Source organism: Nitrosomonas aestuarii, from assembly GCF_003046585.1.
In the GTDB taxonomy this organism is placed as follows: Bacteria; Pseudomonadota; Gammaproteobacteria; order Burkholderiales; family Nitrosomonadaceae; genus Nitrosomonas; species Nitrosomonas aestuarii.
Map to the genome: position 1 here is coordinate 48,072 of NZ_QAAE01000013.1, position 23,495 is coordinate 71,566.

Genomic DNA, 23,495 nt, shown 5'->3' on the forward strand with positions numbered 1-23,495 from the left:
GATTTTTAAAGTTAAGTAACGATGTTTTATCCAGGCTTGCCCTGTTGAGGTGCGAACGTACATTAAGTACTAAGCTAATTGCGTCTGTTGCTATGCTAATTTAATAGCAACGGAGGATTGTTTTTAATTCGGATATTCAGAAATATTCTTAGCCGTTTGTGTAAACAAACTTATATAATGTGAAATCAGAATGACCTGTTTAATGATGAGCTGCTCGCGATTTTTATAAAAATGTTACCTGCTTCCGGCATGTTGATTCCTTTACAAGCGACAAGTGTTTTTTTATGCTGTTATTGAACGTGACTGAAAACCACCACGTGTATTACACAAGGCAAAAGCGTAAATTAGAAAATGTTCAATTTCTGCAAAAATGTAAGCACGTGAAGCGGCAAGCCTATGTTAACTGCTTGGTACTGACGTCCAATCAAAAGGTTGCTCATTCCACCTTGGCAGTTCAAAAGCGACGTGGAAGCATACGACATGCTGTGCGACGCTTCGTTTTGTTAACAGTTGCTTTATTTTGGATACCTGCCACTTCCATTGCCGCGTCGCCTGATGATGTTTATGTTGCGGGCTATGCTGCCGGATCGCTCAAAAGTAAATTCGGGATTGAGCTTCCTTCGCTGGTAGTAAGTGAGGGTGTTATTTCGGTGTCAGTTGAAGATTTGACAATTGAAAATCGGGTTGAAATTCTACAACTATTGTCAGAAATACCCGGGGTGATCGCAGTCGAAATGCTGAGCGCTGCCGACCAGCCAGCTGCAACAGCTTCAACGGACCCAGCGATTTCTCCCGCATCAAATGAGACAGCTACAATTGCAAGCTTAGCGACGACGAGGCCGGTACTTTTTCCTACAGGTTTACTGCCAACAGGACATTTATTTAAGCCGCTGCTCGCTGATCCGCGCTGGGCACATTTTTCGGCTGCTTATCGCAATTACGTCGGTAACAATCTTGATGGGAATCATAATGGATCGGTAAGTTTTGGTGAGACCATTCCTTTTTATCGCGCGAATCTGGGTCAAACTACCATACAATGGGAAACAGGACTGCAAGCTGCTGTCTTTAGCGACTTTAATCTTGGTGCGGAATCAAGCGATCTAATCAACAGCGATTTTATTGCATCGGCTTACGCCAGTATGCGAGCAGGAAAATTTTCAGCTTTTTCACGTATTTATCACCAAAGCTCACACTTGGGAGACGAGTTTCTGTTGCGCACACAAACAGAACTGAAACGTATAAACCTCAGCTATGAAGGGATCGATCTGAGACTTTCATATGAGTTACCGCATGGATTCCGTGTTTACGGGGGGGGTGGTGGCATTTTTCACAAAGAACCATCGACACTCAAACCCTGGTCAGTTCAATACGGTGTAGAGTTGAGGAGTCCTTGGCGTTTTGATTTTGCCGCTGCTAGGCCAATCATGGCTGTTGATCTCAAAAATTATGAACAAACCAATTGGAGCGCCGATGTTTCAGCCAGAGCAGGGATTCAATTTGAAAATTTCCAAACATTTGGTCGTAAGCTTCAATTTATGTTGGAGTATTTCAATGGCAACTCGCCGACAGGTCAATTTTATATAGATAAAGTCGAGTATCTGGGTATTGGAGCGCATTACCATTATTGAATCGGCTTGTTATTCCCGCTAGTGTGTCAAATCGACTCAAGTCTGGCAGGTTTCTGGAAACGGACGCAGTTCGCGATTGCGCTGGTTGTGCGTTCGAGCACCCAATAAGCGCTTATGACCATGTTCATTTTTATATCGCGCCATCTGGGCGGATGATGGCATCCGGTTGTTAAAAATCACTTCTCCTATTCGGTCCGGCGCAATATCAACTTTTTCTGTTTTTCTTGAATGCTTGTCGAGCAATTTCCGCTTGTTCGGTATCAGCCACAGCAAATGTTATTTCACATCATTGTATTCCGTCCGATCCATGAAGTATTCCGAAAGGGATGTTTTTACAAGATTCAACAGGTCAAGTGCTGCGTCAGAGCTTGCAGAATATAAAAAAGTTTTATCAATATGATTGTTGCTGGTATCAAAAGTCTTGGTTAGCGCGCTCGCAGTATTTCACGTTGAGTCTGTTTACCATTCACGCTTAAATGAAGGCTGATTTTTTTGTATGCAGTATTTTTTATAGATTTCATAGATGCGTGCATATTTCTGTCGCTAAATTCTGAACGGGTTTGATGTGTTTAGTCTCATTTTTTAGTGGATTGGCAGGTGGCTGTAATGGCTGCTGGGACGCGACAATGAGGTTGCTGTAAATACCCCGTAATCACAAATTGCATTTAATGAACTGGCTATCTATCTATTTCTTTATGTGTTTTTGTGCGCCAAAGTGGCGTAAATAGTCATTCATTAAGTCTTTGTCATATAAATAAAATATCTTTATTTGTACTTGACGGGTTGAATTTTTTTTATTAAAGTGGGGCATAGTTATGAAAAAGTGGTGAAATGTGGGAAAGAGTGCGTAATTAACTTTCCCCGCAAAGATAAGAGGGCAACATGTTTCGTGGTGTCACCCAGCTCAGTTTGGATGCAAAAGGCAGGATTGCGATACCGGCAAGATACCGCGGCGAGTTGATGTCCAAATGTTCCGGGCATTTGATCGTGACTGCTGATCCGTCGAAATGTCTGCTGGTTTATCCTCAGCCAGCATGGGAGCCCATTGAGCAAAGATTGAACAGCCTCTCCAGTTTTAATCCTAAGACGCGCAGCCTTCAGCGCTTATTGATCGGTAATGCCAGTGATGTGGAAATGGATAGTGCCGGGCGTATCCTGGTTGCGCCGCCCTTGCGTGGTTTTGCTGGTTTGTCGAAGGAAGTTGTTTTGGTTGGTCAGGGTGAGAAATTTGAACTATGGGATGAAGGGCAATGGAATTTACAAATTGAGGATGCCCTGTCTTTTAGTGAGGATGATATGCCGCCTGAGTTGGAGGGGTTTTCATTGTGATGAAGCGGTGATGATTTGTCAGAACATATTACAGTTTTGCTGCATGAAGCTGTTGAAGCACTGGCGATTAAGCCGGATGGAGTCTATGTTGATGGTACCTACGGGCGAGGTGGTCACAGCAGTTTAATCTTGTCGCGGTTAAGCGAAGGTGGACGGTTAATCGCGATTGATAGGGATTGGACGGCTGTAGAAGCGGGTAGAAAAATAGAATCCGGACAAGAAACGCTGGGAAGAAGCAGTTCCAGTTTTTGTATCAGGCATGGCAATATTTCGCAAATTCAGCAAATTTTGCTGGAGCTGGGGGTAACCAGGGTTGATGGGATTTTATTAGATTTGGGTATGTCTTCGCCACAATTGGATGCAGCACGAGGCTTTAGCTTTCGCGCCGAAGGTCCGCTTGATATGCGAATGGATGTCAGTCGGGGTAATACTGCTGCACAATGGCTGGAGACAGTTTCTGAAACAGATTTGGAAAGGGTGATTAAAGAATATGGCGAAGAACGGTATGCTAGGTCGATTGCAAGAGCGATTGTTGTGGCAAGAGCGCGGCAGCCTATTGTTACCACATTGCAACTTGCCGAGATTGTTACAGCGGTCGTCCGCGCACGTGAACGTAAGCGGGAGGGCAAGCAGAGTCCGGCGACGCGCACTTTTCAGGCGATACGGATTTTTATCAATCAGGAGCTTGAGGAGTTGTCGCTAGCGTTGCGTCAAAGTGTAGATTTGCTCAATCCGGAAGGACGGTTGGTGGTGATTAGTTTTCATTCATTGGAAGACAGGATTGTAAAGCGATTTATGCGTGCATCGGCAATGTTGGATCGTGTGCCGCGGGGCATTCCATTACGGGAGGCAGAGTTGCAGCAATTGAATCAGCAAAAGCTAAAAGTAATTGGTAAAGCGATACGCCCAAAAAATGAAGAAGTAGCAGCCAATATGCGTGCCAGGAGCGCAGTCATGCGGGTGGCGAAGCGCGTTTCATGCAATACAAATGGTTGATGCGTATGTTTAAATTGAATCTGTCTCTGATATTGATACTTGTAGTCTGTGCTTTGGGCGTTGTTAGTGTGCAGCATGAGGCTCGCAAACTGAAGATGGCCTTGGAAAATGAAAAGAAAATAACACGTAATCTGGAAGTTGAATGGGGTAGGTTGCAACTTGAACAGAGCACATTAATTGCACGTCGACACATAGAAAACGCTGCCATAGAGCAATTGAATATGGAGGTGCCATCAGCGAATCATGTCCAGATTATTTCGGCTGGAAAGCTAAATGATTCGCAGTGGGCGGAACTCGAACATGCTGAAAAATTTTGATTCCAAAACTTTACAAATCAAGTTGCGCCCGGGGCGCTCGACTTTTCTGTTTGGTCTGTTAATTTTGGGTTTAACGGGCTTGGTGGCGCGAGCAGCTTATCTGCAGGGTATGCATAATGATTTTTTGCGGCAGGAGGGCGAAGCACGCTACAGTCGAGTTATTGAAATGAATGCGGATCGTGGCATGATAGTCGATCGCAATGGAGAAATACTGGCAATCAGTTCGCCTGTTGCTTCTGTCTACGCGGATCCCAAGCTTGTCAAAATATCGCCGACTCAACTGGAACAATTATCGCGCTTGCTCGAAATGGAGAAGGCGGAAGTTGAAAAGCGAATCTATCGTAAACAAGGCCGTTTTGTATATTTGAAAAGGCAAATCGTGCCCGAATTGGCCGAGCAAATCAAGGCACTGAATATCCCGGGCATCGCATTTGAGACAGAATTTAAGCGTTATTATCCTGAAGGAGAGGGTGCGGCGCATGTTGTCGGTTTCACTGATATCAACGATCAAGGTCAGGAAGGTATTGAACGGGGATGGAACAATGTGCTAGCGGGGGAGGTAGGTAGTCGCCGTGTTATTAAGGATAATAAAGGGCGCATTATAGAAGATGTAGAAAAAATCCGTAATCCGAAGCCAGGGCGGGATATTGTTTTGTCGCTGGATAGAAGAATCCAGCATATTGCACATCGTGAATTAAGGAAGGCCGTTGCCATACATAAGGCAAAGGCGGGGAGCATTGTTGTACTGGATGCGCAAACGGGAGAGGTGCTGGGTTTGACGAACTTTCCAGTTTATAACCCAAATTCGAGATCAAGCATCAATAGCGAAAGAATTCGTAATCGAGCATTGATTGATAGTTTTGAACCCGGTTCAACACTGAAACCTTTTCCTATAGCAATGGCCATTGAAACCGGACATGTCAATCCGGATACGGTTTTACAAACGGCCCCAGGGACATTCAAAGTAGGCCGTTCCACAATACGTGATGTGAGTAATAAGGGTTTGTTATCGGTTGCAGAAATTCTTCAGGTTTCCAGTAATGTGGGTACAGCCAAGATTGCTTTGTCTATGCAGCCGCAAACACTGTGGCAAATTTATAACAACGTTGGTTTTGGCGCATCTATTGGAACAGGTTTTCCTGGGGAAGCGAATGGTTTGCTTAGACCTTATAATAAATGGCGACCTATTGAACTGGCAACCATGTCATTTGGTCACGGTATATCCGTTACTTTAGCGCAGCTTGCGCGTGCTTACACCATTTTTACTACAGGTGGCGAATTGAAGCCGGTTACACTTGAAAAGCAATTGTTTCCAGTAATGGGACGGCGGGTTATATCGAGTGAAACTGCGCTTGCAATTACTCAAATGTTGGAAATGGCAACGCAGTCTGGCGGGACTGCGCCACTGGCTCAAGTGAATGGGTATCGCGTGGCTGGTAAAACAGGGACAGCACATAAATTAATCGATGGGAAATATGCCAAAAATCGATATCTTTCTTCATTTGTAGGCTACGCGCCTGCTTCCAGGCCGCGTTTAATCATTGCGGTTATCCTGGATGAACCTGCTGCAGGAAAATATTTCGGCGGCGCAGTGGCGGCGCCTGTTTTTAGTCGGGTTATGGAGGGTGCTTTGCGAATCTTAAATGTACCGCATGATGCGCCTGTAAACAATGTTGTGACTTTCCCATCGTTGCTTGCTACGGGTGCAGAAGGGTGAGTCAGGCTATGGCTGAGAGAACAAATAAATTGTTTGATTGTCAGCAGTTGGAGAAGCTGGGTGTGCCTATTGAAAATCTGTCGACCGATAGTCGAGTTGTGCAAACAGGCGATACATTTTTGGCTTTTGCAGGAACAAAAGTTGACGCGCGAAAATTGATACCGCAAGCCATTGCAGCAGGCGCCAATGCAGTGATATGGGATTCGCTTGGCTTTACATGGAATTCGCAATGGCGAATACCGTCATTGGGTGTTGCTGGTTTGCGGGGAAAAGCCGGGTTGATAGCGGACCATGTATATGGTCATCCATCTCAGAAATTATGGGTGGTTGGTTTTACAGGAACAAATGGTAAGACTTCGTGTAGTCACTGGTACGCGCAAGCTATGAATGCGTTGCAAAAAAAAACGGCTGTCATTGGAACGCTGGGTAATGGCTTTATTCATGCGCTAGAAACGACAGCACATACAACGCCTGATGCAGTCCTGCTGCAAAAGAAGCTGGCTGGATTTTTACAACATGGCGCTGAGAATGTGGCTATGGAAGTTTCATCGCATGGCATTGAACAAGGACGTATTAACGGCACGACACTGTCTGTAGCTGTATTGACTAATTTGTCCCGTGATCATTTGGATTATCACAAAGATATGGACGCATATGCCGCGACAAAAGCGCGTCTGTTTTTTTGGCCGAATTTAAAATATGTGGTGCTCAATCTTGATGATATTCTGGGAATAGAATTACTACAGCAACTTGTTCGAAAATCTGTGAAGGTGATCGGATATGGTTTCAAAAAAAGCGTTGCTAATGCAGCTTCTGAACAATGCCAAATGATTTATGGCTCCAATCTCAAAGTTGATTTGCAGGGTGTCGAGTTTGACATCGAATTTCAAGGCAATCGTGAGAAGTTAAAAGTGGACCTGGTAGGTAAATTTAATGCTGTAAATTTGTTGGCGGTGGTTGCCGGGCTTCTGGCAAGCGGCGTTGCATTTACCGATGCTGTCCATGCACTTCGGTATGTGCAGCCAATTGCCGGCCGTATGGAAAAATTTGGCGGCGGCGATCAACCGGTTGTGATCGTAGACTATGCGCATACTCCGGATGCGCTGGAGAAGGTATTGATGACATTGCGGGAAATGCTGAACGCGTCCCGTAAAGTCAAAGAATTAAGTAGTGTGACGGGGCGTCTGTATTGTGTGCTGGGTTGCGGTGGAGAGAGAGATAAGGGTAAGCGGCAATTGATCGGCGAAGTGGCAACGCGTTTTGCCGATGAAGTCATTTTTACCAGCGATAACCCGCGTAGCGAAGATCCGTGCGACATTATCAATGACATGGTTGTGGGTGTGAACAGCAATAATTATCAGACTGAAATTAATCGTGAACTGGCTATTTATCAGTCGATCAGTAGCGCTGTAACAGGCGACATCGTGCTTATAGCCGGTAAGGGGCATGAAGTATATCAAGAGATAAAAGAACAGAAAATTCCATTCAGTGATGCGGCTGTTGTGCAACAGATTCTGCACGATTTGCTGGGCAAAAAAATAGGACGGATATGATGCTGCTGGAAGAAGCTGCTCATATTTTGAATGGGCGCTGGGAAGGTAACAATGTGTTGTTTACTGGCGTGAGTACGGATAGCCGAACCTTGTTGAAAGGAGATATGTTTGTTGCTTTATCAGGCGAAAGATTTGAAGGATACCGATTTGTCCTTGCAGCACAGCATAAAGGTGCGGTAGCTGCCATGGTGGGGTCGAATGTTGACGACGCAGCTTTATCCACGGATTTATCATTATTGCATGTGAATGATACGCGTACTGCGCTGGGACAGTTGGCGGCTCACTGGCGTACACGGTATTCAATACCATTCATAGCCGTAACCGGAAGTAACGGCAAAACGACTGTGAAAGATATGCTGGCAACAATTTTACGTCAGGCGGCAGGTGAGACGGAAATTGCTGAACAGAAATCACCGGTCCTGTCATTCGTGCTGGCGACAGAAGGAAATCTGAATAATGATATCGGCGTCCCTTTAATGCTCTTGCGTTTGCGCGATACGCATCAGTATGCTGTCATTGAAATGGGTATGAATCATATGGGTGAGATTGCGTATCTAGCGCGTTTGGCAAAACCAGGTGTGGCAGTGATTACCAATGCGGGTGCAGCGCATATACAGGGTTTAGGGACAGTAGAGGCAGTTGCGTACGCTAAAGGTGAAATTATGACTGGGCTTGATGCACATGGAATAGCCGTTATCAATGCCGACGATCAGTATGCACCGTTATGGCGCGAACTTGCGGGTATACGTCGGGTGATTGGTTTTGGGCTGGGTGAGCAAGATAAATACAAACAGGTTGCTGCGCAATATCAAGCTGACATATGTGGTAGTGCACTGCGTTTGTGTCTCCCGGATGGTTTTGTAGATGTCCAATTAAAGGTGCCTGGCATACACAATGTCCATAATGCGTTGGCAGCGGCAGCGGCAGCGACAGCGGTTGATATTGACAAGAAAACAATTGCCTCGGGACTGGAGCGCTTTAAAGGTGTGCGGGGGCGTCTGCAGTCGAAACGCGGTTTGCATCAGGCGCTGTTGATAGATGACAGTTATAACGCAAACCCGGAGTCGGTGCGTGCCGCTATGGCAGTTCTCGCTGCTTCAAAAGGTAGAAAAATTCTGGTGCTAGGTGATATGGGTGAATTAGGCGAATCATCGGTTGAGTTGCATCGCGCCATCGGCGAAGAAGCGCGTCGCACCAAGCTGGATGGGTTGTTGACGCTGGGTGAATTGAGCAAGTACGCGAGTGAAGCGTTTGGACAAGGTGCGCAGCATTTCAGCGATATCGATGAATTGTTGGGTGCAGCGGAAAAGTTATTGGACGTGGATGTTACTTTGTTGGTAAAGGGATCACGCTTTATGCAAATGGAACGAGTGGTAAAACGGCTGGAAGCATAATCTCGGCACATGCCAGCGTGGTTTATTGCGGTATTTATAAACATTGGAGTACACAGAATAAATGCGAGTTAAGCAAATCGTAAGCGTTGGATTAATACGACTAAGGATGCTGTAGCTATCATGTTACTAGAAATTTCTCAGTGGTTGGCAGAGGATATTCGCGCATTTAACGTATTCAGCTATATAACTCTGCGCGCTATGCTGGCCGCACTGACAGCGTTGGCGATTTCTTTTCTGGTTGGCCCCATTATGATTCGCAAGCTAACTGATTATAAGATCGGACAGTCGGTACGTGATGATGGCCCGCAAACGCATTTGATCAAAGCAGGCACGCCGACTATGGGGGGTGCGTTAATTCTGGTTTCAATTGTTTTGACTACATTGCTGTGGGCGGATTTGAGTAATCGTTATATCTGGGTGGTGCTGTTGACGACGCTGGGTTTTGGCATTATTGGATGGATTGATGACTATCGAAAAGTTGTTCATCGTAACCCCAAAGGGCTTTCCGCCGGCAACAAATTTTTCTGGCAATCGGTTATTGCATTTGTTGTGGCGGTGTATTTGGCTATAACGGCGGAACTGCCTGCGCAAACCGATATGATTGTGCCTTTTTTTAAGGAGGTGGCGATTCCTTTGGGGGTGACAGGTTTTATTATTTTGACGTATCTGGTGATTGTCGGTACGAGTAATGCAGTGAATCTGACCGATGGTCTGGATGGTTTGGCGATTATGCCGACAGTCATGGTTGGTGGAGCGCTGGCGGTTTTTTCCTATGTTGCCGGGCATGTCGTGTTTGCTAATTATTTGGGGATACCGTATATCCCAAATGCTGGTGAATTGTCTGTTTTTTGTGGAGCGTTAGCAGGCGCCGGTCTGGCATTTTTGTGGTTTAACACTTATCCGGCGGAAGTATTTATGGGTGATGTGGGTGCACTGTCTTTGGGTGCGGCATTGGGCGTGATTACCGTAATTGTTCGTCAGGAAATCGTACTGGTCATTATGGGTGGTGTTTTTGTGATGGAAGCGCTTTCGGTAATGTTGCAGGTGACGTCATACAAACTGACCGGGCGGCGTATTTTTCGAATGGCGCCGTTGCACCATCACTTTGAATTGAAAGGCTGGCAGGAGAATCAGGTTGTCGTGAGATTCTGGATTATCACTATTATTTTGGTTTTGGTGGGATTGTCGACATTGAAACTGAGATGAATCTGAAAGGTAAGCATGTGCTGGTAATGGGTATGGGTGAAACAGGATTATCAATCGCAAAATGGCTGACGCGCCAGAATGCCATGATTCGTGTAGCAGATAGTCGTATTAACCCGCCTAATGTAACTGCTTTGGAAAGTCTGGTGCCGGAGGTGGAAATATGTACAGGTCCATTTGAAGACAAGGTTTTTAATGGCATTGAGTTGATAGCAATGAGTCCTGGTGTGCCAATGAAGGAACCACATGTTCAACTGGCAATAGAGCGCGGTGTGCCGATTGTGGGCGATCTAACATTGTTTCAATGGGCGCTCGCGAAATATCAAGTCTCCAGACCTAAAATTATTGCAATTACAGGCACAAATGGGAAAACAACGGTTACGGCGATGGTTGGGGCGATGTTGAAAAAAGCCGGATTAGATGTGGAAGTGGCCGGAAATATAAGTCCTGCTGTGCTGAATGCATTCATGCGACGGCTGGATGACGGGCGCTTGCCGGAATTTTGGGTTTTGGAAGTGTCCAGTTTTCAATTGGAGCTTACTGAATATATGAATGCTGATGTGGCTACTGTGCTGAATCTAAGCGAAGACCATTTGGATCGCTATGACAGTATGCAGGATTACGTACTTGCGAAAACTAGAATTTTTATGCATGAAAAACAAAGCGCAGGTATCCAGATTTTGAATCGGGATAACCGTGAATCAATTGCAATGAGTAAGCCGGAAAAGAGCAAGGTTACGTTCGGTTTGAACGCCCCAGCAACAGAGATAGATTTTGGTGTCATTCGCAATGACGATGATGTCTGGTTAATGGAAGGAAGGATGCTGTTGATGAAAACCTCTGAGTTGGCGGTGAACGGTTTGCATAATGCTGCTAATGCGCTGGCAGCACTGGCATTATGCCGTGCTTTGCAAGTGCCCATTGAGCCATTGTTATCCGCTCTGCGTGAATTTCAAGGACTGCCGCACCGGATGGAAAAAGTCGCGGCGTTTAATGATGTGACTTTTATTAATGATTCAAAGAGCACCAATATCGGTTCAACGGTCGCCGCACTCAAGGGATTGCAACAACATGTGGTTTTAATTGCCGGTGGCGATGGTAAAGAGCAGGATTTTTCTGCATTACGGGAGGTTGTGGCCGAATGTACGCGAGCTGTTGTTTTGATAGGCCGCGATGCCGGTCAGATAGCCTCTGCATTGAATGGGTGCGGTGTGCCGATTCATTTTGCAAAAACCATGGATAAAGCAATACAGAAGAGCTTCCTGATGGCTCAGAAAGATGATGTGGTGTTGCTGTCACCAGCGTGCGCCAGCTTTGATATGTTCAGAAATTATGTGCACCGGGCAGAGGTTTTTATATCGGCGGTTAAAGATATCGAAGCGAGATTTTTTAGTGTTGGAAAGAAAAAACATTAACTGATGAATTATCAAATAGACAATCCAAACACAAACAGTATGCCTGATTTTGACCAAGTACTGGTCTGGTCTGTCTTGTTGTTGCTGAGTATCGGATTGGTAATGGTTTATTCCGCATCGATAGCCATCGCCGAGGCGCAGTTCGGTGCCAATAATTCAGGTCATTATCTGATCCGCCATGTCATTTATCTTGCACTGGGCATGTTGTTGGGGCTTGCGGCTTTTCAGGTGCCTGTTCATTTATGGCAGAAATATGCCATTTTCTTGTTTTTAATTGGAATGCTATTGCTGGTATTGGTACTAATCCCAGGCATTGGGCGCGAAGTCAATGGCAGTCAAAGATGGATTTCTTTGTATGTGGTAAACCTGCAGCCTTCTGAGTTTATGAAGCTTTTTATGATTATATACGCAGCCGATTACGTGGTCCGAAAGGCGGCTCATTTAAACAGTTTTTACAAAGGCTTTTTGCCATTTCTCGTTATCATTGGCGCAGTGGGTTTTTTGTTGTTGCGGCAACCTGATTTTGGTGCTGCTGTGGTGATCACTGCATTGATGATTGCCATCCTGTTCTTGGGCGGCATCCATTTAAAAATATTTGCAGGATTACTGGGATTAATGGCGGGGGGTATGTTTGTACTGATCTATGTTGCCAATTATCGGTTGGACCGTATTGTTGGTTTCATGGATCCTTGGGCAGATCCGCTTGGAAAAGGCTATCAACTTAGTCATGCGCTCATTGCATTCGGGCGTGGTGAATGGCTGGGTGTTGGATTGGGTGGCAGCATTGAGAAATTGTTTTATCTACCGGAAGCGCATACCGATTTTTTATTGGCCGTATTAGCTGAAGAACTGGGGTTTGTTGGTGTTGCTACAGTGGTCATTCTATTTGCGATTCTGGTTGTGCGCGCATTGGCCATTGGCCGCCAGGCCGCCAAACTGGAATGCCATTTTGCGGCGCTGGTGGCTCAGGGAATCGGCCTTTGGATAGGAATGCAGGCACTCATCAATATGGGCGTCAATATGGGTGTTTTGCCAACCAAAGGATTGACATTGCCGCTGATGAGTTTTGGTGGCAGCAGCATCACAGCGGTTTGTTTCGCTCTGGCTATTTTAATGCGTATTGACTGGGAAAATCGTCAGCGGTTACGGGGAGCGTCCATTTGAACAATCAATGTGCGACCAATATGGAAACGGAGACAGGTTCGATGGCGCGGACCATACTGGTTATGGCGGGCGGTACCGGCGGACATGTTTTTCCAGGGCTGGCTGTAGCCGACTACCTGAAAGCAGCTGGCTGGCGGATTGTCTGGCTGGGTACGAAGACGGGCATGGAGAACGATCTGGTTGAAAAGCATGGTTACCCCATGGAGTCAATTGAATTTACCGGGTTGCGGGGAAAACGGGCGCTAGTCTGGCTTGCGTTACCATTCAGATTATTGAGAGCATTTGCACAAAGTTTGCAAGTATTACGGCGCGTGAGACCAGATGTCGTGCTGGGCATGGGTGGATATCCTGCTTTTCCGGGCGGAATGATGACTTCTTTACTGAATACGCCTTTGGTTATTCATGAACAGAATTCTGTGCCGGGCCTCACTAATAAAATATTGGCAAAGCTGGCTGACAAAGTGCTTGTGGGTTTTCCGGATGCGGTTACAACGAATCCGGCTAAAGTTATTTTTTCAGGTAATCCTGTGCGCAATGAAATTTCGCAACTGGAAGACCCCGAAATGCGATTCTCCGGGCGCAGCGGACCTTTGCGATTATTGGTGGTTGGCGGTAGCCTGGGAGCGCAGGTTTTAAATACAGTTGTACCGCAAGCCTTAAAGAGGATGCCAGAAAATCAACGTCCGATCGTCGTGCATCAGGCAGGAAAGAAAAATCTGGTTGCACTGCGCAGCAGTTATTCAGACCTGGGGGTGACAGCGGAATTGAAGGCATTTATTGATGATATGGCTGAACAATATGCTGCTTGTGATCTGGTGTTATGTAGAGCAGGCGCGCTGACGGTGTCAGAACTGGCGGCAGGGGGGGTGGCGAGCATTCTAGTGCCATATCCCCATGCGGTGGATGACCATCAAACGGGCAATGCGAAATTCTTGAGCAATCATCAGGCAGCGATTTTGCTGCCGCAGAACGATTTAAATTCAGGTAGCTTGATGGAAATTTTATGTGGTTTGACGCGGGCAAAATTGTTGACGATGGCAATCGCGGCACGTCAGCAGGCAATGCCAAACGCTACCCAACGGGTTGCGGAAGCCTGTATTGAGGCAAGTAGGGTGTAGACATGAAGCATAAAGTTAAACATATTCATTTTGTAGGAATCTGTGGCTCCGGTATGAGCGGTATAGCCGAGGTGCTGTTGAATCTTAAATACCAAATCAGCGGTTCGGACTTGTCGGATAATTGGGTGGCTCAACGTTTAAGAAATTTAGGCATTACCGTTTACACCGGCCACACGCATGCGCAAATTACAGGGGCCGATGTGGTGGTGACTTCAACTGCGGTCAAACCAGATAACCCGGAAGTGATGGCCGCGCATGAAAAAAATATTCCTGTCGTTCCACGCGCATTGATGCTGGCAGAATTACTGCGCCTGCGGCGCGGTATAGCAATCGCGGGTACGCATGGCAAGACCACCACGACCAGTCTGGTGGCCAGCATCCTGGCCGCAGCGGATATGGATCCGACGTTTGTAATTGGTGGCAGACTGGAAGCTGCCGGTTGTCATGCCAAACTGGGAGGTGGAGAGTTTATCGTGGTAGAAGCCGATGAATCTGATGCCTCTTTTCTGTATCTGCAGCCTGTTCTGACGGTGGTGACCAATGTCGATGCAGATCATATGGAAACATATGGTCATGATTTTAATCGATTAAAGCAGACATTCGTTGAATTTGTACAGCATCTGCCTTTTTATGGCATGGCTGTACTCTGTGTGGATGACGCCAATGTGCGTGCAGTCATGTCTGATATTACGAAGCCTATTACAACCTATGGGCTTTCTGAGGACGCGCAGGTGCGTGCGTTGGATATTCGACACTGCCACGGTCAAATGCATTTTACTGCCTTGATCGGGGTGAATGGTTCTGCACGCAGTTTGCCTATTGTTTTGAATCTTCCCGGTGTACATAACATACTGAATGCATTGGCCGCTATAGCGGTGGCTAACGAAATTGGCGTGCCGGATGCCGCAATTATCAAGGCGCTGGCTGAGTTCAGAGGAGTTGAGCGGCGTTTTCAGCAATATGGAGAAATCAGGTTACCCAATCAGCGCAGTTTTTTGCTGGTTGATGATTATGGCCATCACCCGGCAGAGCTTGCTGCAACCATGAGTGCGGCACGAGGTGCTTTCCCGGGTCGGCGTCTTGTGCTGGCATTTCAGCCGCATCGTTACTCGAGAACACGAGATCTGTTTGAAGATTTTGTTAAGGTGCTCTCGCAAACGGATGTGCTGCTGCTGACCGATGTTTATCCGGCAGGTGAAGATCCGGTGGTAGCAGCAGACAGTAAATCGCTGGCAAGGGCGGTGCGGGTAAAAGGAAAGGTTGAACCGATTTATGCTAAGACCATAGACGATTTGATAGCGGCTATCCCGGATACGGTGGAAGACAATGATTTGGTGTTGATTATGGGAGCGGGTTCAGTAGCTGGCGTTGCACCGGAGATTGTAAAGAGACAACAGAAATTAATGATTATTAATGAATGATTAGATTTGAAACAGCCTGGAAGGAGCGCTTGTGATGCGAGCGGAATCTTATATGGACAGAGCGCATGTCTGTCGTTTGACTGGTTACATTGCCGGTGAGATAAATATGCCTGTCATGCGTGGAAAAATGCGGATAAACGAGCCAATGAGCCGACATACATCATGGCGTACAGGTGGCGTTGCGCAACACTATTATATTCCGGCAGATTTGAAAGATCTGAGTGTTTTTTTGAATAGACTGCCAGTCGAGGAGCCTGTCTATATGATCGGTTTAGGCAGCAACCTGCTGGTCAGAGCTGGCGGTCTGGCGGGCACTGTGATTGCAGTGCATGCTAGATTGAACGACTTGCGGCTGGTGTGCCTGGATCAGTCCGGCGGAGTGGTATATGCGGGTGCCGGCGTGGCATGCGCTAAAGTAGCACGGTTTGCTGCTATGCACCATTTAACCGGTGCAGAATTTCTGGCGGGTATTCCAGGAACAATAGGCGGCGCATTGGCGATGAATGCGGGGTGTTATGGTTGTGAAACCTGGGAAGCTGTGGAAAAGGTTCAGGTAATTAACCGCAGCGGCGAATTGTCGATGAGACTGGCTGAAGCATATGTGGTTGATTATCGCAGTGTGCAGAGAAAAACCGTAATAGATGATGCCCTGAAAGCAGAGTGGTTTGCGGGTGGATATTTCAGACTGAAACCAGGTGAGGAAGCAGTATCAAGACAAACGATCAAGCAACTATTGACGCTGCGCGTGAAAAGTCAGCCGCTCGATAAACCGAATGCAGGATCGGTGTTCAGGAATCCACCGGGTGATTATGCTGCACGATTGATCGAAATGTGCGGGCTTAAAGGAAAATCTATAGGTGGGGCAATGATTTCCGCCAAACATGCAAACTTTATTGTCAATATGGGTGGCGCTACTGCGACCGATATTGAAGCCTTGATTATGCTGGTGCAGGAAAAAGTTAAGAAAGAAACAGATGTTGCTCTGATAGAAGAGGTCCGCATTATCGGCGAAGCCGGGAGTCACGAATAGATGACAGTACATGATTTCGGAAGAGTAGCGGTATTAATGGGTGGACGCTCTGCAGAACGTGAGATTTCTCTGCAGAGCGGACAGGCTGTTTTAGCGGCATTACGCAGCTCCGGTGTAGATGCATACCCATTCGATACCGGGAAAAAACAGTTGGCTGCGTTATCAGATGAGCAATTTGATAGGGTCTATATTGCGTTGCATGGTCGCTTTGGCGAAGACGGCACAGTGCAGGGCGCACTTGAATTAATGAATATACCTTATACCGGAAGTGGTGTCATGGCAAGTGCACTGGCGATGGATAAGTGGCGCACAAAACTGTTGTGGCAGGCAGTAGGTATCAACTCGCCGCGCAGTATGTTGCTCAATGAACAAAGCGACTTTGACCAAGTTGCGCAATCATTGGGATTGCCACTGATCATAAAACCGGCGCGCGAAGGTTCGACTATTGGCTTGAGTAAGATTAAACATGCGGATGATCTGGCAGAAGCTTATCGAAAGGCTGCCGAACATGATTCACTGGTACTGGCTGAGGCGTTTGTCGCGGGTACCGAATTAACCGCCGCGATAATCGGCGAAACTACATTGCCGCTGGTAAGAATAGAAGTCGCGGGTGAGCTATATGATTATGAGGCCAAGTATTTATCGGATGACACCCGTTACTTTTGTCCTTGTGGTCTGCCGGAAGAACAGATAAGCGCGATTCAGGTGCAAGCGCTGAAAGCATACCAAACGCTCGGTTGTGAAGGATGGGGAAGAATTGATCTGATTTTAAGCGAGGACGGACAGTATTATTTTCTGGAAGCGAATACCTCACCTGGCATGACCAGTCATAGTCTGGTACCGATGGCGGCCAGAACTGCGGGAATCGGTTTTGAAGATTTGGTATTGAAGATATTGAGTTTGTCACATGTGGGATAACTACCGTTTATTAAATTTTGTTACCAATACGCTGCTTGTTGCGGTGGCAGCAGCGGTGTTATATGTGCTTGCCCAGCATGATGGTATGCCGCGTTTCTTGCCGCTCAAGGAAGTTCATATTCAGGGCATGCACTCCCCAAAAGTAAAACTTGAACATGTTTCGCGTCAGCAGATAGAACGAGTTGTCAATGAGGTACAGGGAAATTTTTTAACGTTGGATCTGGTGGCGGTACGAAATGATTTTTTGAGAATTCCATGGGTGCGGGACGCCAAGATTGAAAGGGCCTGGCCATTGGGTTTGAATATAAAGCTGGAGGAACATCAGGTGCTGGCGCATTGGGGCACCCACGCTTTGGTTAATACCTATGGAGAGGTTTTTCGTGTTGTGCTGGATGAAGAGTTGCCTGTTTTTACAGCACCTATGGAGATTAATTCTCAGGAGATTGCACGCCGCTTTAGACAATTTAATGAAGCACTGGCGCCGTTGCAGCAATCGATTGCCGGGATAAATTTATCATCGCGACATGCCTGGCGCCTGCATTTGGATACAGGGACTATTCTTGAATTGGGTCGATACGAAATCGAAAAACGCTTAATGCGTTATGTATCAGTGTACAACCATAGCATCGCACATTTAAATCAGGAAGAAGCGCTTGCTTATGTGGATTTACGTTATCCAAATGGATTTGCGGTTTATCTGCCCGAGCACAAACCACCGTTGAAAAATAAGCACAATACAAGGAAAGAAACTTGAAATCAGGGAGTGTGGCTAGATGAGTAAAGCTAGGGAAAGTAGAAATCTGATTGTCGGGCTTGATATTGGCACGTCAAAAATTGTGGCGATAGTTGCAGAAATATTGCCTGAAGGCGGTTTTGAAATTATCGGGCTCGGCAGTCATCCATCCCGTGGTTTGAAAAAAGGAGTGGTTGCCAATATTGAAACGACTGTCAATGCAATCCAACGCGCATTGGAGGAAGTTGAGTTAATGGCGGACTGTAAAATCAATGAAGTATTTACAGGAATTGCCGGCAGTCACATTAAAGGTATCAATTCCGATGGCATGGTGCCCATCAAGGATAAAGAAGTTACCGAAGCGGATGTCGAACGTGTAATGGAAGCGGCCAAGGCGGTGAATATACCGGCAGACCAGCAGATTCTGCATATTCTTAATCAGGAATTCATCATTGACGGACAGGAGGATGTGCGTGAGCCGGTAGGGATGAGTGGCATACGACTTGAAGTAAAAGTACATATCGTGACAGGCGCTGTTTCGGCAGCACAGAATATCGTCAAGTGCGTTCATCGCTGTGGACTGGAAGTACGCGATTTAATATTACAGCCGTTGGCTTCTGCAATGGCGGTACTGACAGACGATGAAAAAGATCTTGGTGTATGTCTGGTTGATATCGGCGGCGGCACTACCGATATTGCGGTATTTACCAATGGCGCGATTCGTCATACCGCTGTAATTCCCATCGCAGGTGATCAGATCACAAACGATATCGCTATGGCGCTGCGTACACCCACCAAGAATGCAGAAGACCTTAAGTGTCGCTATGGCTTCGCATTGCGAAGCCTTGCCGATACACGCGAAATGATTGAAGTGCCGGATGTCGGGAACCGCGGTTCGCGCCAACTTTCCGTACAGACGCTGGCCGAGGTGATCGAACCGCGTGCAGAAGAACTGTATACCATGGTGCAGGCGGAGTTACGGCGCAGTGGTTTTGAAGAGTTACTTTCATCTGGCATTGTCATTACAGGTGGCAGTGCTTCCTTGAGCGGCATGGTTGAATTAGGGGAAGAAATATTTCACATGCCTGTGCGTTTGGGTGTTCCCAACTACAAGGGAAATTTGCAGGATGTAGTGCATACACCGCGGTATTCAACCGGTATAGGTTTGATTATGACCGGCATAGAACACTTGAAGCATCAGCAGCATATGCGGTTACAGGGTGGTTCAGCCAAACAGATTTTTTCCAGGATGAGAAACTGGTTTCAGAAAAATTTCTAGGTGTGTTTAGTCGATGTTGGGTTTGTTTTTTCTAGGGTTGTTACATTGTTTTAAAGGAGAGGCATTATGTTTGAAATCATGAATAATGAATCACAGGAAGCGATCATTAAGGTGATAGGCGTGGGTGGCTGCGGGTGCAACGCAGTGGATCATATGATACAAAATGAAATGAAGGGTGTTGAATTTGTCAGCATGAATACAGATGCGCAGGCATTGAAAAATACCAAAGCTGATATTATTTTGCAGCTGGGATCTGGTATTACCAGAGGATTGGGGGCCGGAGCCAATCCTGATATCGGGCGCGAAGCTGCATTGGAAGATCGTGACCGTATTGCAGAATTGATCCAGGGCTCTGATATGCTTTTTGTTACAGCCGGCATGGGCGGCGGGACAGGCACCGGTGCCGCGCCGGTGGTTGCTCAGGTCGCTAAAGAAATGGGTATTTTGACAGTTGCTGTTGTCAGCAAACCATTCCAGTTTGAAGGAAAACGTCTCAAAGCGGCCCAATTGGGTATGGAAGAATTGTCTCAGCATGTGGATTCTTTAATTGTCATTCCTAACGATAAGCTGATGATGGTTTTAGGCAATGATATCAGTATGCTGGATGCATTCAAGGCTGCCAATGACGTGTTGTACGGTGCAGTTGCAGGAATCGCAGAGGTTATTAATTGCCCTGGGCTGGTGAATGTTGATTTTGCCGATGTGAAGACAGTGATGTCAGAAATGGGTATGGCAATGATGGGATCAGCAGTATCCACTGGTGTCGACCGTGCGCGTATTGCAGCAGAACAGGCTGTGGCAAGTCCGTTGCTTGAAGATATTTCACTAGCAGGTGCGCGCGGCGTATTGGTCAATATCACCGCTAACTCTTCATTGAAAATGAGAGAAGTTCATGAAGTTATGGGTACCATTAAAGAACTGACTGCTGAAGATGCGACGATTATAATCGGTACTGTGATTGATGAAAGTATGAGCGAAGATCTGCGCGTGACAATGGTGGCGACTGGACTGGGCAACGTCCACAGTCAAGGAAAAAAACCTTTGTCAGTTATCCATTCCCGTACCGGAACTGATGACCGTGAAGGCTACATGTCGTCAGATGAGCCTGCTGTGATACGTACAGGTAGAAGAAGCAATGCGACTGTGGCTGCTATGCGACAATCAGGTGTTGATCCAATGGATATTCCTGCGTTCTTGAGAAGGCAGGCCGATTAAACAATTAATAGAAATATCCGTTTCTGGAGCACATAGTTACATAGTAAGGGTGCGATGTTCCTATGTGCTTCAGAAACGATGTCAATTGTTTGCGGTGCATGTGACCATGATTTAGTGACTTCCAGACCCTTCCAGACCCTGATGTCACGTTGCAAGACCAAGCACCATACGTGCAGGTCGACACGGAACTTCAAATACTCCCTCTGCTAATGGTTGCTGGCATTTTTTGTTCTTTTTTCTTCGGGGAATTGACAAAACAGGCACTGCCCACCAGAATTCCTGGATAAAAAAAGCAGATGTAAAATAACAATTACAGTCTCGGCTTATTGCACTGAAAATTTCCCAGTAAAAGTTTCTTCAAGATCGACTAAATAGCCAATTGAGTTTAAACTCAATTACTCCATCAATCTGATTCTCAGTAAATTCATCGTTGATTAAATGGACTTTTAATTTCTCATTCAAAAAATTGCAGCATCGAACTATTGACTATTTGTGCTTTAATTTTCTCGAATGTAAAAAAATTTTGTCTGCAAGTGGTGGAGTATTAACCGTGCTTTTTGTATCTGCTGACAGTTTAATAGTTACAGGGGAGTGAATTTAACCCCTGTAGATTAAATAAAGGTATTTCAGCTTACACCGCATTGAATATCTCCCATAGTTTTTTTGTAAAAAACCATTATGAATAATTTACAGTTAGAAATATTGAAAGTCGCCCAGGCAATGTTCAACGCGGCTCCGGGAGCTCGTTTTTTAAATATTTTTACTGCTTTTATTAATAACACTAATGGTTCTACCAAGCAGCTGGCCAATGCATTAGCTAAAACTAAGGTATTTGAGCAATTGATGTATTCCGACACATTAACAAATAATGAGTTTTCAATCCAATTGGTAGAGAATATCGTCGGGACACTTGTAAGTGCAGAAAATAAGGCGTGGGTGGTTTCTGCAATAGAAACAATGTTGACAGAAGGCCAAAGCCGAGGTGAAGTGATTCACAAGGCGGCAATGGCACTTGCCTCGGTAAACTCGTCGCATACTGATTGGGGTGGAGCGGCGCTGCAGTTTAAAAATAAAGTGGATGTTGCTTATTATTATTCTATTGATAAAAACGGACCGGCTACTGATTTAAGTGTCCTTCAGAGAGTCACGGATAGTGTTACAAATTTAGCTGACACGGTAAATGATGCAAAACTTATCTTAGATTCGGACGTTTCTGGCAAAGTGATCGATGGGTATATCAGGGACGCAGCTATATTTGCAGATTTGAATGGTGATGGTGTGCTGAATGAAGATGAAGTTAGCACAATAACAGATGAGTATGGTAATTATTCTTTAGTTGGAATTGAAGCATTTGGTAATTTAATTGCTGTCGGAGGGAGCGATATTGCAACCGGCAGACTTTTTGAAGGGAGTCTGTCAGCACCCGCAGGTTCGTCTGTAGTTACTCCGTTAACAACACTAATATATCAAATTGTCCAGAATAGTACGCTTTCAGTAAGTCATGCCTCTGCAATTGTGCTAAGAACACTATCATTAAATCAGAATATTGACTTAATCAATTTTGATCCAATTAAAGAAAGTGTACGTTCTGATACGGATGCAATTACAACAGACATTGCATTGGCTGCTCAAGCAGCAGCAGATCAAGTCAATATTTTGGTTGGCTTGACGGCCGCATTGCTGAATGGTGCCGGAATTACTGCTAATGAAGATATTGCCATCAATTTAGTTTATAAGGTACTTGCTGCCTCCATTGTAAGTGAGAATACGCAGAAATCGTTTGATTTGGCCTCCAAAGCCGATATTACACAAGTGATTCAAAGTTCAATTGTAGAAACAATTATTGATGATACACAACTGACTCAAGTGGGGTTGCTATTAGCAGATGTCTCTCGAGCTATCGCAAATTTAAACAACGCAGTTGCCGATGTGTTAACAAACAGAACTGATGCAATTCTAGCATTGAATAAATTAACAGCAATACAGATAGTCGCTGAAAATATAGAGATAGATATAGAAACAATTGCGTCAACGGGTGATCTTAAAAGTGTCTTAGCCAAAACAGAAGGTGTGAATTTAACACGCGCAGTGGAGGTGGCCAGAACAGTAGTGGGGGATGTGGACGGGAACGGGTCATCTGATGCAACCAAGAACTTTAATTTTGGAAATTTCGGTACCTTTGTGGTGACTGAGGCCAACGGGATTTTAACATTTGGTGGGTCAGCCAGCGGTAATATTACAATTGAGTGGACCGGCGCTGCAGGTAATTCAGTTGCCATGTTTATCCGAGGTGGCGTTATAGCAACTACAACAGTAGATTTTGCTGGCTCGACAAAAAAAATCACTTTGGCATCAGGACAAACATTGGCGGGTACAGCTGCTAATTTTTCTGGATTGACTTTTGATGGAGCTGGTAACGTCATATTAACTGGCGAATCAACTGTTTTCGAACTTGTTGCTATCGATTATAGTGCTGTAACTGGTTCAGTTACATATAGTATTAATGATTTCAGTATGGCTATTGTAGGTGCGCCAGCAGTGGTACTTAACATGGCAACAAATATTACTGTGGTTGATCCTGTGACAATATCGCAGGCAGCTACTATCGAGAATGCAACTAACAGTGGCATCAATGTTTATGACATTACAGATACAGCTGCGAATTTAGCCGCTTCATCAAATGCTGATTTGGCTCTGGCTGGAACGGTGACATCAAGTGATACTGCCACGGTTGCACAAGCAGAAATTATTGCAGGGTTTACAAAGGCTGTAGTCTATAGTGTTGTTGATGTGGCCGCGAATATAGCCGCTGGCGCCGGCCTGAGTGAAGCGGTTAATATTACTATTACCGATGATGTCACCATCGCGCAGGCCACGACAATAGAAAATGCCACCAACTCCGGCAGCAAGTCAGTGGCGACCATAACCGATACAGCATCCGCGATTGCCGCATCAAGTGATGCAGTGCTGGCAAACGCAGCAGGTGCGGTCACCGCCAGCACTGCGGCCACGATCGCGCAGGCTGGGGCTATTGATGCATTTGCTACAGCGGTAGTATTTGCTAT

18 protein-coding genes and 1 pseudogene are annotated in these 23,495 nt (G+C 46.0%); 18 read left to right on the forward strand and 1 reads right to left on the reverse strand.

What is annotated here, in order from left to right; genetic code table 11:
• Positions 1-485 precede the first annotated feature (485 nt).
• The gene (locus C8R11_RS11465) at positions 486-1,628 is read left to right on the forward strand and encodes a DUF1207 domain-containing protein (RefSeq protein ID WP_244907647.1); all 1,143 of its coding nucleotides are present in this window, start codon (positions 486-488) and stop codon (positions 1,626-1,628) included.
• Between the two features lie 36 nt (positions 1,629-1,664).
• On the opposite strand, the gene C8R11_RS11470 is transcribed toward C8R11_RS11465, so the two are convergent.
• Entirely contained in the window at positions 1,665-1,901 is a 237-nt protein-coding gene (locus C8R11_RS11470) for a hypothetical protein (RefSeq protein ID WP_107795822.1), read from the reverse strand.
• A 609-nt stretch (positions 1,902-2,510) separates the two neighbouring features.
• On the opposite strand from C8R11_RS11470, the gene mraZ reads away from it, so the two are divergent.
• The 17 genes and pseudogenes from mraZ to C8R11_RS11555 form a co-directional block, all read left to right on the forward strand.
• Positions 2,511-2,957 carry a division/cell wall cluster transcriptional repressor MraZ gene (mraZ, locus tag C8R11_RS11475; protein ID WP_107795823.1) on the forward strand — a complete coding sequence of 149 codons (447 nt, stop codon included), beginning with the start codon at positions 2,511-2,513 and terminating at the stop codon, positions 2,955-2,957.
• 15 nt (positions 2,958-2,972) lie between these two features.
• Positions 2,973-3,953, forward strand: a complete 981-nt coding sequence (gene rsmH / locus C8R11_RS11480) for a 16S rRNA (cytosine(1402)-N(4))-methyltransferase RsmH (protein ID WP_107795824.1) — start codon at positions 2,973-2,975, stop codon at positions 3,951-3,953.
• A complete protein-coding gene (gene ftsL / locus C8R11_RS11485; RefSeq protein ID WP_244907648.1) occupies positions 3,935-4,270 on the forward strand; it encodes a cell division protein FtsL in 336 nt (111 codons plus the stop codon). The genes rsmH and ftsL overlap by 19 nt, the downstream gene beginning before the upstream one ends.
• On the forward strand, positions 4,254-5,987 hold the full coding sequence (locus C8R11_RS11490) for a peptidoglycan D,D-transpeptidase FtsI family protein (RefSeq protein ID WP_107795825.1): 1,734 nt from the start codon (positions 4,254-4,256) through the stop codon (positions 5,985-5,987). The genes ftsL and C8R11_RS11490 overlap by 17 nt, the downstream gene beginning before the upstream one ends.
• Positions 5,988-5,995: 8 nt before the next feature.
• Positions 5,996-7,540 carry a UDP-N-acetylmuramoyl-L-alanyl-D-glutamate--2,6-diaminopimelate ligase gene (locus C8R11_RS11495; RefSeq protein WP_107795826.1) on the forward strand — a complete coding sequence of 515 codons (1,545 nt, stop codon included), beginning with the start codon at positions 5,996-5,998 and terminating at the stop codon, positions 7,538-7,540.
• Positions 7,537-8,934 carry a UDP-N-acetylmuramoyl-tripeptide--D-alanyl-D-alanine ligase gene (locus C8R11_RS11500; protein WP_107795827.1) on the forward strand — a complete coding sequence of 466 codons (1,398 nt, stop codon included), beginning with the start codon at positions 7,537-7,539 and terminating at the stop codon, positions 8,932-8,934. Before C8R11_RS11495 ends, C8R11_RS11500 begins: the two co-directional genes overlap by 4 nt.
• 120 nt (positions 8,935-9,054) lie before the next feature.
• Positions 9,055-10,140: a phospho-N-acetylmuramoyl-pentapeptide-transferase gene (gene mraY / locus C8R11_RS11505; RefSeq protein ID WP_107795828.1), complete on the forward strand. Its 1,086-nt coding sequence runs from the start codon at positions 9,055-9,057 to the stop codon at positions 10,138-10,140.
• Positions 10,137-11,552, forward strand: coding sequence for a UDP-N-acetylmuramoyl-L-alanine--D-glutamate ligase (gene murD / locus C8R11_RS11510; protein ID WP_107795829.1), 1,416 nt, complete (start codon positions 10,137-10,139; stop codon positions 11,550-11,552). Before mraY ends, murD begins: the two co-directional genes overlap by 4 nt.
• A 3-nt stretch (positions 11,553-11,555) precedes the next feature.
• Entirely contained in the window at positions 11,556-12,716 is a 1,161-nt protein-coding gene (gene ftsW / locus C8R11_RS11515; RefSeq protein WP_090697685.1) for a putative lipid II flippase FtsW, read from the forward strand.
• A gap of 20 nt (positions 12,717-12,736) precedes the next feature.
• Positions 12,737-13,834 carry an undecaprenyldiphospho-muramoylpentapeptide beta-N-acetylglucosaminyltransferase gene (gene murG / locus C8R11_RS11520; RefSeq protein ID WP_244907649.1) on the forward strand — a complete coding sequence of 366 codons (1,098 nt, stop codon included), beginning with the start codon at positions 12,737-12,739 and terminating at the stop codon, positions 13,832-13,834.
• Between the two features lie 2 nt (positions 13,835-13,836).
• Entirely contained in the window at positions 13,837-15,255 is a 1,419-nt protein-coding gene (murC, locus tag C8R11_RS11525) for a UDP-N-acetylmuramate--L-alanine ligase (RefSeq protein ID WP_107795831.1), read from the forward strand.
• Positions 15,256-15,361: 106 nt separating this feature from the next.
• Positions 15,362-16,285, forward strand: coding sequence for a UDP-N-acetylmuramate dehydrogenase (gene murB / locus C8R11_RS11530; protein WP_107795840.1), 924 nt, complete (start codon positions 15,362-15,364; stop codon positions 16,283-16,285).
• Positions 16,286-17,203 (forward strand): D-alanine--D-alanine ligase, encoded by a 918-nt coding sequence (locus tag C8R11_RS11535; protein WP_107795832.1) that lies wholly within the window; start codon positions 16,286-16,288, stop codon positions 17,201-17,203. It begins immediately after the preceding gene.
• Entirely contained in the window at positions 17,193-17,957 is a 765-nt protein-coding gene (locus tag C8R11_RS11540) for a cell division protein FtsQ/DivIB (protein ID WP_107795833.1), read from the forward strand. The genes C8R11_RS11535 and C8R11_RS11540 overlap by 11 nt, the downstream gene beginning before the upstream one ends.
• A gap of 19 nt (positions 17,958-17,976) precedes the next feature.
• Positions 17,977-19,215 (forward strand): cell division protein FtsA, encoded by a 1,239-nt coding sequence (gene ftsA / locus C8R11_RS11545; protein WP_090697693.1) that lies wholly within the window; start codon positions 17,977-17,979, stop codon positions 19,213-19,215.
• 66 nt (positions 19,216-19,281) lie between these two features.
• Positions 19,282-20,430 (forward strand): cell division protein FtsZ, encoded by a 1,149-nt coding sequence (gene ftsZ, locus C8R11_RS11550; protein WP_107795834.1) that lies wholly within the window; start codon positions 19,282-19,284, stop codon positions 20,428-20,430.
• A gap of 678 nt (positions 20,431-21,108) precedes the next feature.
• A pseudogene (locus tag C8R11_RS11555) lies at positions 21,109-23,495 on the forward strand (hypothetical protein); the annotation flags it as partial.

What these genes read in the sequence shown, in the direction of transcription:
- ftsZ (WP_107795834.1), top strand. Translation starts at nt 19,282, where the DNA reads ATGTTTGAAATCATGAATAATGAATCACAGGAAGCGATCATTAAGGTG.
- ftsL (WP_244907648.1), top strand. Translation starts at nt 3,935, where the DNA reads ATGCAATACAAATGGTTGATGCGTATGTTTAAATTGAATCTGTCTCTG.
- mraY (WP_107795828.1), top strand. Translation starts at nt 9,055, where the DNA reads ATGTTACTAGAAATTTCTCAGTGGTTGGCAGAGGATATTCGCGCATTT.
- murD (WP_107795829.1), top strand. Translation starts at nt 10,137, where the DNA reads ATGAATCTGAAAGGTAAGCATGTGCTGGTAATGGGTATGGGTGAAACA.
- C8R11_RS11490 (WP_107795825.1), top strand. Translation starts at nt 4,254, where the DNA reads ATGCTGAAAAATTTTGATTCCAAAACTTTACAAATCAAGTTGCGCCCG.
- C8R11_RS11540 (WP_107795833.1), top strand. Translation starts at nt 17,193, where the DNA reads ATGTGGGATAACTACCGTTTATTAAATTTTGTTACCAATACGCTGCTT.
- C8R11_RS11535 (WP_107795832.1), top strand. Translation starts at nt 16,286, where the DNA reads ATGACAGTACATGATTTCGGAAGAGTAGCGGTATTAATGGGTGGACGC.
- C8R11_RS11500 (WP_107795827.1), top strand. Translation starts at nt 7,537, where the DNA reads ATGATGCTGCTGGAAGAAGCTGCTCATATTTTGAATGGGCGCTGGGAA.
- ftsW (WP_090697685.1), top strand. Translation starts at nt 11,556, where the DNA reads ATGAATTATCAAATAGACAATCCAAACACAAACAGTATGCCTGATTTT.
- mraZ (WP_107795823.1), top strand. Translation starts at nt 2,511, where the DNA reads ATGTTTCGTGGTGTCACCCAGCTCAGTTTGGATGCAAAAGGCAGGATT.
- murC (WP_107795831.1), top strand. Translation starts at nt 13,837, where the DNA reads ATGAAGCATAAAGTTAAACATATTCATTTTGTAGGAATCTGTGGCTCC.
- C8R11_RS11495 (WP_107795826.1), top strand. Translation starts at nt 5,996, where the DNA reads ATGGCTGAGAGAACAAATAAATTGTTTGATTGTCAGCAGTTGGAGAAG.
- murB (WP_107795840.1), top strand. Translation starts at nt 15,362, where the DNA reads ATGCCTGTCATGCGTGGAAAAATGCGGATAAACGAGCCAATGAGCCGA.
- ftsA (WP_090697693.1), top strand. Translation starts at nt 17,977, where the DNA reads ATGAGTAAAGCTAGGGAAAGTAGAAATCTGATTGTCGGGCTTGATATT.
- murG (WP_244907649.1), top strand. Translation starts at nt 12,737, where the DNA reads ATGGAAACGGAGACAGGTTCGATGGCGCGGACCATACTGGTTATGGCG.